General features: G+C 48.6%; 9 protein-coding genes. 3 read left to right on the forward strand and 6 right to left on the reverse strand.

Features of this window, described 5'->3' with window-relative positions:
• The 4 genes from ABIE50_RS27675 to ABIE50_RS27690 form a co-directional block, all read right to left on the reverse strand.
• On the reverse strand, positions 1–3,426 hold the full coding sequence (locus ABIE50_RS27675; RefSeq protein WP_209866270.1) for a SusC/RagA family TonB-linked outer membrane protein: 3,426 nt from the start codon (positions 3,424–3,426) through the stop codon (positions 1–3).
• A gap of 268 nt (positions 3,427–3,694) precedes the next feature.
• The gene (locus tag ABIE50_RS27680; RefSeq protein WP_209866273.1) at positions 3,695–4,828 is read right to left on the reverse strand and encodes a FecR family protein; all 1,134 of its coding nucleotides are present in this window, start codon (positions 4,826–4,828) and stop codon (positions 3,695–3,697) included.
• A gap of 69 nt (positions 4,829–4,897) precedes the next feature.
• On the reverse strand, positions 4,898–5,500 hold the full coding sequence (locus ABIE50_RS27685) for an RNA polymerase sigma factor (protein WP_209866276.1): 603 nt from the start codon (positions 5,498–5,500) through the stop codon (positions 4,898–4,900).
• Positions 5,501–5,545: 45 nt separating this feature from the next.
• Complete coding sequence (locus tag ABIE50_RS27690) at positions 5,546–6,301, reverse strand: MBL fold metallo-hydrolase (protein WP_209866278.1); 756 nt, start codon at positions 6,299–6,301, stop codon at positions 5,546–5,548.
• Positions 6,302–6,397: 96 nt separating this feature from the next.
• Between ABIE50_RS27690 and ABIE50_RS27695 the strand changes: the two genes are divergently transcribed.
• The 3 genes from ABIE50_RS27695 to ABIE50_RS27705 all read left to right on the forward strand — a co-directional run bounded on the left by ABIE50_RS27695 (position 6,398) and on the right by ABIE50_RS27705 (position 8,842).
• Entirely contained in the window at positions 6,398–7,234 is an 837-nt protein-coding gene (locus tag ABIE50_RS27695) for a phosphatase PAP2 family protein (protein WP_209866280.1), read from the forward strand.
• 68 nt (positions 7,235–7,302) lie between these two features.
• Entirely contained in the window at positions 7,303–8,046 is a 744-nt protein-coding gene (locus ABIE50_RS27700) for a hypothetical protein (protein ID WP_209866283.1), read from the forward strand.
• Positions 8,024–8,842: an SUMF1/EgtB/PvdO family nonheme iron enzyme gene (locus ABIE50_RS27705; RefSeq protein ID WP_209866297.1), complete on the forward strand. Its 819-nt coding sequence runs from the start codon at positions 8,024–8,026 to the stop codon at positions 8,840–8,842. The genes ABIE50_RS27700 and ABIE50_RS27705 overlap by 23 nt, the downstream gene beginning before the upstream one ends.
• Here ABIE50_RS27705 and ABIE50_RS27710 read toward each other — a convergent pair whose 3' ends face one another.
• Positions 8,843–10,669, reverse strand: coding sequence for an alpha-1,3-galactosidase-related protein (locus ABIE50_RS27710; RefSeq protein WP_209866300.1), 1,827 nt, complete (start codon positions 10,667–10,669; stop codon positions 8,843–8,845).
• A 37-nt stretch (positions 10,670–10,706) separates the two neighbouring features.
• Positions 10,707–11,966 carry an NRAMP family divalent metal transporter gene (locus ABIE50_RS27715; RefSeq protein ID WP_209866303.1) on the reverse strand — a complete coding sequence of 420 codons (1,260 nt, stop codon included), beginning with the start codon at positions 11,964–11,966 and terminating at the stop codon, positions 10,707–10,709.
• Positions 11,967–12,613 lie beyond the last annotated feature (647 nt).

Genomic DNA, 12,613 nt, shown 5'->3' on the forward strand with positions numbered 1-12,613 from the left:
TTAGAAGTTAGCCTTGATGCTGAATGTAAACTCAGCAGGAGGCGCCAATAGATAATTACCGGTACTCAGATCTGTAGCATATTCCGGATCAATTTTCTGTTTATTGAAGAGGTATACGCCAAGATTCCGGGCCTGTAACCCCAGGTTGATCCGGCTGGCATGCAGGCCGGAAGCAAGCTGTTTGGGCAGCGTATAGTTAAGCAGCAATTCGTTAAAACGTATAGCCGACGCCGTAGCCACGTTAATATCTGCATTCGCCGTATAGCTGTCGTATATATTCAGGCCCGTCTGGCTGGCCGGCATAGCCGGTATATTGGTGTGCAGCTCATCACCAGGTTTCTGCCACCGGGCATCCCAGTCTTTATGTACCTGGGCCACGTTCTCAAACAGCGTCCTGTACTGCAGTTGTGGCACACGGAAATGGTTTCCCATTTTATAAATAAACCCGGCGGTGAGCATCAGTCCCTTATAGCCTACATCGAAGAACAACCCGCCGTAATGCGGTGGCACGGTGGTTCCCTGGTACACCAGGGCCACGGTATTATTCATTTCCTTCGTATATCCTGTTACGTTACCTTTCTCGTCAAACACCTGCGGAGCGCCGGTGTTACTTAATCCTGCCCAGCGGTAACTATACAGGTAATGCAACGGCAGGCCGGCCTGTGCCACCCCCGCGGTATAAGCCCCTACTGTTTGGTTAGGGAAATCCACCGCTACTACTTTATTGGCGTTGTAGCTATAGTTCAGCGTGGTGGTAAATGTTACGGCACGGTTCACGATAAGCGCTGAAATGGTGGCATCCAGCCCTTTATTACGCATACTCGCATAGTTCACATAAGCGCTGTTAAAACCGTAGGTACCATTGATAGTGGCATCACCCAGCAGATCAGTACTATAGCGGTGGTAGTATTCAATACTACCCCTGAGGCGATTGTTCTTTAATGCATAATCGATACCAATATTTGTAACGGTGGTTTTCTCCCATCGCAGCAAAGGGTTGGCCGGATTGGAAATGTAGCCGTAGTTAAGGTTGGTTTGCGGGTCTTTCGCCACTTTGGCAATAAGGAAGGGGCTGGTGCTGCGATCCACGTTACCGTTAATACCGTAGGTAGCCCGGACGATCAGCGTACTGAACGGGCTGTTATACATAAAGTCTTCCTTATGCGCCTGCCAGCTCACACCAGACGACCATAACCATACATTGCGGTACTTGTCGCTGGAGCCGAACAGGTTGGTTTTATCCAGTCTTGCAGACGCGTTTAGCGAATATTTATCATTGAACGTATATCCCGCGTTAGAGTATATGGAAACGAAGCGGTTCCTCGTATCTGTAAAAACGGAAGCATCGCGGATATACACTTTGCTGCCCAGGATATTCGTATAGGCGTTAATGTAATCCAGGTTGGCAAACTGCAACGTTTCGGGATCGTAACCATACTTCATCTGGCTGGAAGTATTGCCGCTCACTTCGCGTATTTCCAGACCGCCAATGGCTGTGAGCTGATGTAGCGGGTTACCCAGGTCCCCGTCAAATTTCAGCTGGCTCCGCAGCGTATGTGTTTGCAGCTTTGATTCCGCCAGGCTATAAATACTTCCTTTAGGGAGGCCGCTCACAGGCATACCGTTTTTAATTATCGTGGAAAAATTCACCTGGTTACGCACATCATACAGCTCTTCATTCTGCAGAACAGTATTGGTGCTCCCATAGTTTTCATACTGGTAAGAAGTATTAAAAGCAAAGCCCTTTGAAATAAGATAAGTGATCCCTGCTATCGCCGTGATGTTACGACTACGTGTCTGGTTATCCTGGTTACGGAATTCCTGTACCAGGTTATAATCCCAGTTGTAGGGATAGCCTGCTGCTACAAGGGCGTCTTTATCGGCCTGGTAAAATGTGCGTGGCTGCGGCAGGTAATTACCGTTGGCATCCAGCAATTGCTGGTAGGGCAGCAACTTCGACATATCATTGAGCGCAAGACCGTTGTCAGCGCTGTTGATCATCACGAAGTTGAAGCCCATATCCAGGTGCAATTGCTTTGTGATGGCGGCGGTTTGAAAGAGGTCTGCCGAAAAGCGCTCATCACCCGTCCTTTTCATATAGGAAGGTGTGTTATCGTAATTAAAGGAAGCGCGGGAGCTGCTCTTCTCTCCCTTAGTGCCTATAGAAATGCCGTATTGCTGCCGCAGGGCATTGCGCATAAACAAGCGGTTGAAATCATCATAAGCATTATACCGGCCCAGTGAATCAGCGATGTGATCTGCATTCGCGGGGTTATTGAGATAAGCGTCTGCAACAGGAGTGAGCGCATTACGGGGCTTCCCGAAAAAAGTAGTAAGCTTATTATCTACCTTATATTTTTCAAAACCTATAAAGGAAGATGAAGATGCAAGTGGTAGCTTCGACAGGTCAGGCTTTGCTGCAATAGACACAGAAGAATTAAAGCTCACATCGATAGATTTACGGGAAGCGGCCCCCCTTTTTGTTTGTATCACAATTACGCCGTTGGCGGCTCTTACTCCCCAGATAGAAGCGGCTGATGCATCTTTCAATACGGTGATGCTTTCCACATCGTTGGGGTTGACGGTGTTCAGGTCCCGCTCTACCGGGAAGCCGTCTATCACAATAAGTGGAGAGGCATCGGCATGCAGGGTGCTTGTACCGCGGATGGTCATGCTGCCGTTTGTATTGGTCAGCAGCCCCGGTACCTGGCCCTGCAGATAAGTTTGTATATTAAAGTTGCTTCTTTTATCGAGGCTCGCCTGGTTAATAACGCTGAAAGACCCCGCAGCGCGTTCGCGGGGAAGACGCTGGTAACCCGTATTCACCACGGTTATTTCCATGAGCTTTGCTACAGACAGTTTTAGCTGCAGGTTACCCAGTTGTAATGCTTCATTGTTACCTACTTCCACTGACAGCGTAAAGCGTTCATATCCTACGGAAGTAATTTCCAGCATATACGCCCCCGGGGGAATATCTTTAAAACTAAAGCCGCCGGTTTCGTCTGTAATGGCGCCCTTCCCCAGCGGCAGCAGCTTCACTGTAGCCTGCGGCAACGGCTGGCCGGTATTATCCAACACTGTACCGGTTACCGGCTGTAAGGTAAAAGCAGCAGGCAAACGAAGCGGGCCTGCCGTTGTTTTACGCCGCAGGTAGATGTTTTTATTCACCATTTCCCAGGTGAAGGGCTGATCCTTAAAACAGCTGTCCAGCGCCATTTTCAACGACACATTATGTAGTGATACGGTAATGGTGGCATCCCGTTGCAGCAGGGCATCATCATAAAAGAAAACATACCCCGTTTGTTTTTTTACTTCCCTGAATAATTGCTGAAACGGCGCTTTATGGAGGGAAAGGCTCACCTGCTGTGCATAGCTGCCGGCAGCTACCTGCAGGGCGATCAGCATTAAAAAGGCAATCTTGTTCATAAGCCATAAAATTTTGAAAAGCCGTGAACGGCAAACCGGGATAAAGCCGGAAACGATCCCGATACCGGGGTTGACCGGTATAAGCAATAATTTCATAATTTTGGTTTGGGTAGAGAAATAAAAATCACACACGTTTTTTGTTGGCAAACCCACTCATATACCGGAAGTGTTCGCGCACTTCCGGTTTTTTAACAGGCAGCCGCTTCCAATGCCCCGCAGGGTCATTGCATGTTGGCTAATGTTTCATAATGGTTGATTTAAAATAAACTTATGGAACGATAATAATATTTCTGCCTTCTCTTCTGTAATTAATTCCGCTGACAGACAATCCTTTTAACACCTCAGATAAATTGGAAGCGCGTGAAATTTCCCCGCTGAATTTCTTTTCTGGTATCTTTCCTTCATAGCTCACGTTCACATCATACCAGCGTGCAATTTGCTGCATCACTGTTTTTATACCCGCCTGATTGAACCGGAAATAGCCGTTCATCCAGGCCACCGCGGCTTCTGTATCAGCATCTTTCAGAAGGGATACAGGGTGCTCACCCGCCCCGCTGCCGGATACCGCCTGTTGCCCCGGTTGCAGCAATACAGCTCCCTCATTGCTCACTCTCACTTTTCCCTGCAGCAGGGTGGTCCGGATAAGCGGTTCATCGGTATAGGCGCTGATATTAAAATGGGTGCCCAATACATCTATGCGGGTATTGCTGTTGGCTACAGCCACCTGGAAAGGTTGCCGTTCATTGGCAGCTATTTCAAAATATACTTCTCCCGTAATACTCACCTTTCTTTCATTACCGGTAAAGGTGGCGGGGAATTTTATAGACGACATTGCATTCAGCCATACTTCAGAGCCATCGGGCAATACCAGGCGGTACTGGCCTCCCCTTGGCGTGGTAAGGGTATTATACGCTACAGATTCATTACCGGCTGTACCTCCGGCCTGGTATACAAGCTGCCCCCCGGCCCTTTTACTGATACGGCTGCTGCCCTGTTGGGCAATATTCTCTTCTGCGGCCTGGTCCAGTGGGATAGTTTGTCCATTGGCCAGTGTAAGTACTGCTTTATTGCTTCCGGGCATAATTTCCGCTACCGGTACTGTTTCCTGCTTAGGTTGTTTCCTTAAAAAGAACAGTGCAGATGCACCTGCCAGGAAAAAAAGCACTGCTGCATAACGCAGCCAGCTGCGTTGCCAAATAGGACGGGACTGTGTAAAGCCCAGCTGCCGGTCGATCCGCAATTTCATAGCCTGCTGCGCTTCCAACCTGCGGGCGCCTTCCATGCTCCAGCCGGATTCTTCCAGCAAACCGGTATACCATTGCTCCACCTGCTCCCGTTCTTCCGGTGTACAGCGGTCTTCCAGGTACCTGTTCAACAACTTTACTGCCTCATTTTTGTCCATGACAATACATTTCCTTTTAAGTTAGTGACGTGAGGGAAGGAATAGTGGTAGATGGAAGGAAAAAAAATTTCAGCTGTGAATATGCGGTATTAAAGACAGCAGGAAGACAAGCCCGGCAGGGGCATATCCTACCTGTATGCGCAGGCGGTTGAGCGCATTACTGACCTGCTTTTTTACAGTTTCCTCGCTAACGCCTAACTGTATTGCTATTTCGCGGTACGACAACTGTTGTTTCCGGCTTAAGTTAAAGATCTCCTTCATTTTCCCCGGCAGGCTTTCAATAGCCTGTTCTATTCTTTCTTCCAGTTCACGCATATGCAGGAGGGTTTCAGGGGATGGTACCCCGCCGTTGTCTATCTGGTCAGATAACCGTTGCAGGTAATTGGAACGGGTTAGGTTCTTTTCAATATTCCTGATGGCCATGTAGCGGCCGCTGTTAAAGAGGTAGGTACTAAGGGCCGCCCGGATTTCCAGGCGGGCCCTGTTTTTCCAGATTGAAACAAATATTTCCTGGACAATATCTTCTGCTTCCGAATAGATCCTCACCGCTTTCATTACATGCTGCATCAGCGGATACCAGTATTTATTATAAATAGTGGTAAAGGCTTCCTGATCATCCTTCTTCATCAACTCCAATAGCGATGCATCATCAAGGTCAGCGTAACTTATCATTCACAATAATTGATTAAGGGGATAAAAGTAGAAAGAAAGCCCCAATTATTTTGCATACCAGTCGCGCAGCCTCACATCAATTCCTTTGTTGCCCGCATCCACCAGGCTTTTGAACTTATTTACATCACTGAGCCCGTCTTTACCGCGGTAATGATAAGGATATACTACCTTGGGCGCAAAGGCCAGTACAGCATCTGCAGCTTCTGTTACATCCATTGTATAGGGCAGGTTCATACACACAAAAGCCACGTCAATATTTTTCAGCGCCCTCATTTCAGGAATGCCCTGGGTATCGCCGGAGATATAAATGGATTTGCCACCTGCTTTCAGCACATACCCGTTACCCCTGCCTTTGGTATGCATGGCAGTGGCGCTTTCAGGAAGATTGTACATCGGGATGGCGTTGATGGAAATTCCTTCCACCTTTTTTGACTCACCATTCTTCAGGGTAATCACCTGGGCAGCAGGGATGCCTTCCAATTTGGCGGTTACCACTGCCGGCGCAATAATAAGTGTGTGAGCCTTTTTCAGGGCATTGATGGTAGCCGGGTCGAAATGATCGCCATGAATATCCGTTACCAGGATGATATCCGGCGCCGCCAGGCCTTTATGTGGTTCAGCGCCACCCGCGGGGTCCACATAAATGGTTTTACCGGCTACTGACAACACAAGATCCGCATGATTAACGGGCTGGATGGTAAGCGGGCCTTTAGAGGTAGAGATCACGTCTGGCGTAACTCTCTGTGCCATGGCATTGCCGGTGGCAAGCAATAATAAAAGTGCGAAGAAACAGTTTTTCATACTACTGATAATTATAGCCATAAAGTTAAACAATTCCGGCGCTGCTCCTCTTTAAAAAAATACTACATTCGTGCTCTCTGCAAAGTATTTACACTGATGGGATTCCGGCTTATTTTTCTTTTACTGTTTGTTTCTTCTTCCTGCCTACAGGCGCAGTCCGACAGCAGCCTGCCCGTTATTCAGGCAGACAGCAACCATACAAATATCAAATCCGGCGATACCCTGATACGGTACCGCATAAACGGCGTTTACCTGGGCAGCATCTGGCAGGATTTAAAATACACAGTGGCAAGGCCTGCGCACTGGCAGAAAAAGGACTATATCCGGCTGGGCGTAGTGGCCGGTGTAACGGGCGTGTTGCTGGCAGGGGATTATGGTACAAAACAGTTCTTTGTGCGTCATCAGTCGAACTTTGTTACCAGTGTAACCGACCAGATAGAGCCCTTTGGCAATGCCTATTCCCCCTATCTTGTAGCCGGCATGTATGTAGCGGGCGTTATTATAAAAGACCGCAACCTGGAGCACGGCGGACTGATGGCTGCTAAATCGCTGATCATCTCCACTGCCATTTATGCTACCCTGAAAAGTATCATAAGAAGAGGGCGTCCTACCTATTATGATTCTCCGTTCAGCTTTAACGCTCCTTTCAGTAAAGATAAACAACATACCTCCTTTCCTTCAGGCCATAGCCTCACCGTAATGACCGTAGCCACCGCCTTTGCAGAGCTGTATGGAAAAGATCATCCCTGGGTACCGTGGGTATCTTATGGTATTGCCGGTCTCACCGGCGCCACCCGTCTGTACGAGAACCGGCACTGGAGCAGCGATGTATGGGTAGGCCTGGCATTAGGCCATTTTGTAACAAAAAGCGTTTTCCGGCATCACCGGGAACTGGAGCATAAAAAGGCTATGCAGCTGAGGCTGGCGCCGTGATGCGGATTTTGTCTGAGTCAGACAAAATCCGCGTATCTTTCCATAAATTTTAATTCCAAAAGTATTGTATGAAGAAGATCGCAGCGGTTCTTTTATCCGTATTTGCCTACAGCGTTTGTTTTTCCCAGGAAGATGGAACCTGGGTAGAGCCCAGCAAGGAAAGCCAGGCTTATCACGAATACCGCCTGAAAATAAGCAGACCGCCGGATGGACTGGAAAAAGTACTGGCCCTGGTGGCCAAAGCCGGATCAGATGAAAACGACAATGTTGCTTTGTCCCAAAAGGAATATATGGCGTTATCCATGCGGGAAAAGCTCACTTATCACCTGATCCATGCTGAATCGTATAGTCAGAACTGTGATGCCATGCCTCCTGTCCCGGATGAACATAAAAAGATCTTTGCGCAACTACCGGATGCCTTCGGCGAATACAGCTGGAGTCAGCGCCAATCGCGCTTCCTGGCGGCTAACCGCGATTCCGCCATTGCGCTCATCAGCGCTTCCGTCCAGCGAAGCAACCGGGTAGGCGTTAATTATAAGAAGGCGATCATTGAGGTCAATGGCCGGGAAATGATCCCGCTGCTCATCAGCACCTATAACAAGGATCATAAAGATCATGATATACTTACCCTGCTGATGATACTGATGAAGAATAATGAATATGCGCCTTTCCTCTCCTCTTCCTCCTACAAAAAACTGTATGCCGATGAAAGTACCAGTTACCAGGCGTTCCTGAACTTCAACGCTGCCAATGAAGCGCTGATCATTGAGCGGGCTACTGCATTTTACAATGGGCTTCCTAAAAAAGGTTAGTACTGCATTACTGGTGCTGGGCAGCTACTGCTGCTTTGCGCAAACGCCGGGTGGTTACGTGCTGGTACCTGCCGGCAGTTACCATGTTGGCGGGCAGCGGCATATGCTCAACCCGGCGCGGCGGGTAACCGTGGATAGCTTTTATATTTCCGTATACGAAACCACCAACCGGCAGTTTGCTGCTTTTGTGGCAGCTACCGGTTATATCACCGATGCAGAGCAACGGCATGATGCATTGGTATTTGCCCCGGGCCTGCGGGAGTTTGAATGGAACAATGATTCTACCGCCTGCTGGCGGTTTCCCAATGGTGTAAGCGCCGGTGGCATTGAAAATAAAATGGAGCATCCCGTTACCTGCATCAGTTACAACGATGCGGTAGCCTATTGCAAATGGGCCGGGGTAAGGCTTCCCACGTTGGATGAATGGGAAATTGCTTCCCGGGCAGGCACCGCCACTACTTATTTTTTCGGAGAGAAAAAAGCGTCCATAGGCCGCTATGCCAACATATGGCATGGAAAGGACCATTTGCAGGCCGACAGTTCAGATGGCTACCTGTACACGGCGCCCGTTGGCAGCTTTCAGCCCAATGCCTGGGGCCTGTATGATATGTACGGGAATGTATTCGAATTTTGTTCCGGTAAAATAAAACCGGATGAAAGCCCTGCCCTGGCCCATGCCCGCGGCGGGTCCTGGTGGTGCAGCCAGGCTTCCTGCTCCTTCTTCAACTCTGTGGATATAGGCCGTGTGCATAAACGGGCCTCTTTCAGCAACCAGGGTTTCAGAACGGTAAAATAATTATGGCCTTACTTCCACCGGCAAGTCTGTTTTCACCGTTTTAGTTTTCATGTCCTGCAACAATACCATTGGTTTAAAAGGTACCTGCCATTCATTGCCGTTTATTTTTACCCCTTCACAGGCGGTAAGCCGGAAAGCAGGCCGTGGCGCGCCCGTGGACAGGAAGTTGTTCAGCCAGGTAACACGGTTACGGGTAAACGATAAATTGCCGGTACTGCGGGCTGTTAACACAGGGTAGTCGTAGATCCTGAATTCATTATCTTCTATCCTGATGTTATGATGCACCATGTAGCCCTTTAGTAACTGGTGGTTTTCCGGTGCGATGGCAATCACATAATTATTATCCGGCGACAGGTTATACCCGCATCCTTCAAAGGTATTGCCGCTGATCTCCACATCTGTTACCGGCCCTGATTCAAACCAGCTGGCCGCATCATCTGCAATGAGGATGGCATGCATGCCTGTCCGGTAAAACCGGTTCCCCGCTATCACCACTTTTTTACGGGTAGTTACCAGCAATCCCCTTGTATTCACCGCCTCAAACAGGCAATTCCGTACCGTGAGCGATGGCACCCAGGTGATATTCTCAAGACAGTCGCCGGTAATGATGCTTTCCGGCATATCTTTGTCCAGCGTTACTTCCATTTCCCTTTCATTGATCATGCGGGCTGCGGTCACCCGGCCTTTGGCGTATCCTTCCAACGTAGCCGCATGTACGAAACTGATGCTGTCGCCGGCAAAGAATGCCTGGAACCCATACGTCTGGTGGTGCATAAAACGCAGTTTCAGTACCCGTGGGCCAGGTTTGCCGGTAATGACCAGGTGAGTGCCATGCACATTCACCGGATCATCGTGCAGCCCTTTAAAATGCGAATCTGTAATAGTAATATCCCCTTTGCAGCCGGAGAAGTGCATCCCATCGGCAAAAGCAGCCATCACGCGGCCGCTGTTTTCACCCGGCATAATCTGTATATGACTGTAGTTAAGATCTTCAGAGAACTGCGATACAATACCAAGACCATGCATATAACGCATATTGATATGTTCCAGCTGAACGTTACGGCAATGATTGATGAAGGCGCCTACCTGGTCGCGGATACCATCTCTCACCGTAAATATATTGCCGGGCCCGCCTTTGAAGCCGGAGAAATCGCCGGTGAACTGCACCGTATGGGGAGCTATGGTAACGGCTCTACTTTTTTGAAACGGGGCCCAGGAAGAATAGGAGTAGACACCTTTAGCCGTATCGGCCAGTACTGCATGGAATATCTTCATGCCCCAGCGGGGACCATGCCATTCCAGGTGCTGATCAATAATACTGTACCTGGAATCGGGATGTATGGTGGCAATCACCATTTGGGGAGTGACTGTTTTCAGCGTCATCTCCGACATGGAAGGACGTTCCGCATCTATGGTTACATGCCGCATAGTGATATGTTCGCAATGGTCAAATACCCAGGTAGTCATCTTTCCATGAAAAACAAATTCCGCTCCATTGCCTTCAATGGTAAGATCTTTGAAGTGCTCAAAGAACAACCCGATGGTCTTCGTTTTCTCAGGCACTTCTGTTTCGCTGGAGGTGTTGGAAATAAAATATACTTTCTTCACGGCGCTGTCCGGGTAAAAGTCGTAACGTCCGGGGGCAAACTCCAGTATAGCCCCGGGTTTATCTTTACAGGCTGCAATGGCCTGCTGCACGCGCGTGGTGGCGTCTGTAAAAGTATTCGGCGCCAGACCAAAACTATTTACGTGTATACGTTCCTGTGAGATAGCGGTTAAAGAGAACACGATACCGGTACCGGTAAATACCTTTCTTAAAATATTCATTTCGCTGGCAGTGATTAAAAATATCAAAAACGGGAAATCAGAACAGGAACCAGATCATGGCTACCGCGGCGGCGGTCATTAGTAACAGGGTAAGCCCGCCGAGGATATTGGACAACTTCGAATTGGTATGTTCTTTCATGATCTTCTTATTATTACCTATATGCATGATCATCACAATCATTACCGGGGCTGTAAGCCCATAGGCAATAGCGGTGTACAACAACGCCTTTATGGGGCTCACACCCAGGAAATCGAGCGATAGCCCTACTATCAGGGAAATGATGATAGAAATATAAAACGGTTTGGCCTGGGAAAACTTTTTATCCAGGCCGGCCTGCCACCCCAGTGTTTCTGCCAGCATATACGATTGAGAGCCTGCCAATACAGGGATGGCCAGCAGCCCCGTACCCAGCACCCCGGTGGCAAAGATCAGGTAAGTAAGCTTACCTGCCAGTGGTTCCAGTGCTTTAGCGGCCTGGTCAACCGTATCTATTTCCCTTACACCGGCGGGAAACAGCACGCTGCCGGCGGTGAGGATAATAAAGAACATAACCATATTGGAGAATAACATCCCGGTATTCACATCTGTTTTCATTTCGCCCAGTACCCTTTTATCTACTACAATGCCTTTACCGTTGTGTGCCTGGTCTTCTGCTTCCATAGTGGTTTGCCAGAAAAAGAGGTAAGGCGAGATGGTGGTGCCAAGAATAGCCACGATGATAGAAAAGAAATCCTTGTTATACTGGATAGTGGGAATAAAAGTATGTTTGGCAATATCGCCCCAGTCCTGCTTTATCATAAAGGGTACGATGACGTACAGGAGCAGCGACAGGCAAAGCCATTTCAGGATCATCGCAATTTTCTCATAGGAAAACTGTATGATCACGAACATCATAGCAGCAGTGATCACCACACAAAAAACTGACACCGGCACTGCCGGGAAAATCATGTTGCAAACAGCGCCCATGCCCTGGATATCGGCGCCTATGTTCAGCGTAATAGCGGGGAAGCTGAACAGCAGCATAATGTACAGTACCGGCCGGGGATAATTATTTTTAAGCGTAACGGTCAGGCCCTGGCTGGTAACGAGCCCAATGCGGGCGCACATGCCCTGGATAGCCGCCATCAGCGGGAAGGTGAGCAGGGAAGTCCATAAAGTAGCCAGCCCGAATTGTGCGCCGGCCTGCGAATAAGTGGCAATACCGGACGGATCATCGTCACTGGCGCCGGTAATAAGCCCGGGGCCCAGCTTTTTAAAGAATACAGTCAGCTTGTTGGGAGCAGCTTTTTTATCCATACAGCAAGTTAATGGAAATCCATCGTTTTTACTAACCAGATCCTAAGGCGCTCGCTCCCACTGTGGGGGTCGGCTGGTCTGTGTTTTATTGCAGATACTGCCGCGGAAGAAATTCCGCGGAGTTAAGTTGCTGCAAATAGATATCCCGGAAGCCGGAATTGTTGACCACACGGGTGCCACCGGTAAAACCCGCTCTATTTACTTCCGGGATCCCAATGGCAACCTGCCGGAGGTAAGTAATTATATTTCAAAATAAACATCCTGCGTAATATTGTTTTTATCCCAAAAACGGTATACTTTTATGCTGCTAATGAGAATCATCCAGTTTGTTTGCAGCTTTTACCCGCTGTAACTGAACATGGACCCTATAACCAAAATTTGAACATGCTGTACTGATTGTTTTTGCTGATTAATTTACCGTAGATATCCATGGTGGTGGCGTTGCCAGCTACGGCCGGGTTTCTTTTATTAAGTCATTTACATAACAGATCAATGCACTGGTTCCTGTAAGGTTCCGGGAAATATTTCTGTTGAACAACAAGATCATCTTTAAACCAAAATCTGAATAACATGAATAAGGCGGGCGCCCATGCTACATAATACCCGATGAATTAATAAACCAAAATCTGAGGCAAGGCTGCCCGCCA

Source organism: Chitinophaga sp. OAE865, from assembly GCF_040546735.1.
Classification (GTDB): Bacteria; Bacteroidota; Bacteroidia; order Chitinophagales; family Chitinophagaceae; genus Chitinophaga; species Chitinophaga polysaccharea_A.

Excerpts from the sequence above, each read along its gene's own strand:
- ABIE50_RS27700 (WP_209866283.1), top strand. The coding sequence starts at position 7,303 with ATGAAGAAGATCGCAGCGGTTCTTTTATCCGTATTTGCCTACAGCGTT.
- ABIE50_RS27675 (WP_209866270.1), bottom strand. The coding sequence starts at position 3,426 with ATGAACAAGATTGCCTTTTTAATGCTGATCGCCCTGCAGGTAGCTGCC.
- ABIE50_RS27685 (WP_209866276.1), bottom strand. The coding sequence starts at position 5,500 with ATGATAAGTTACGCTGACCTTGATGATGCATCGCTATTGGAGTTGATG.
- ABIE50_RS27705 (WP_209866297.1), top strand. The coding sequence starts at position 8,024 with ATGGGCTTCCTAAAAAAGGTTAGTACTGCATTACTGGTGCTGGGCAGC.
- ABIE50_RS27690 (WP_209866278.1), bottom strand. The coding sequence starts at position 6,301 with ATGAAAAACTGTTTCTTCGCACTTTTATTATTGCTTGCCACCGGCAAT.
- ABIE50_RS27680 (WP_209866273.1), bottom strand. The coding sequence starts at position 4,828 with ATGGACAAAAATGAGGCAGTAAAGTTGTTGAACAGGTACCTGGAAGAC.
- ABIE50_RS27710 (WP_209866300.1), bottom strand. The coding sequence starts at position 10,669 with ATGAATATTTTAAGAAAGGTATTTACCGGTACCGGTATCGTGTTCTCT.
- ABIE50_RS27715 (WP_209866303.1), bottom strand. The coding sequence starts at position 11,966 with ATGGATAAAAAAGCTGCTCCCAACAAGCTGACTGTATTCTTTAAAAAG.
- ABIE50_RS27695 (WP_209866280.1), top strand. The coding sequence starts at position 6,398 with ATGGGATTCCGGCTTATTTTTCTTTTACTGTTTGTTTCTTCTTCCTGC.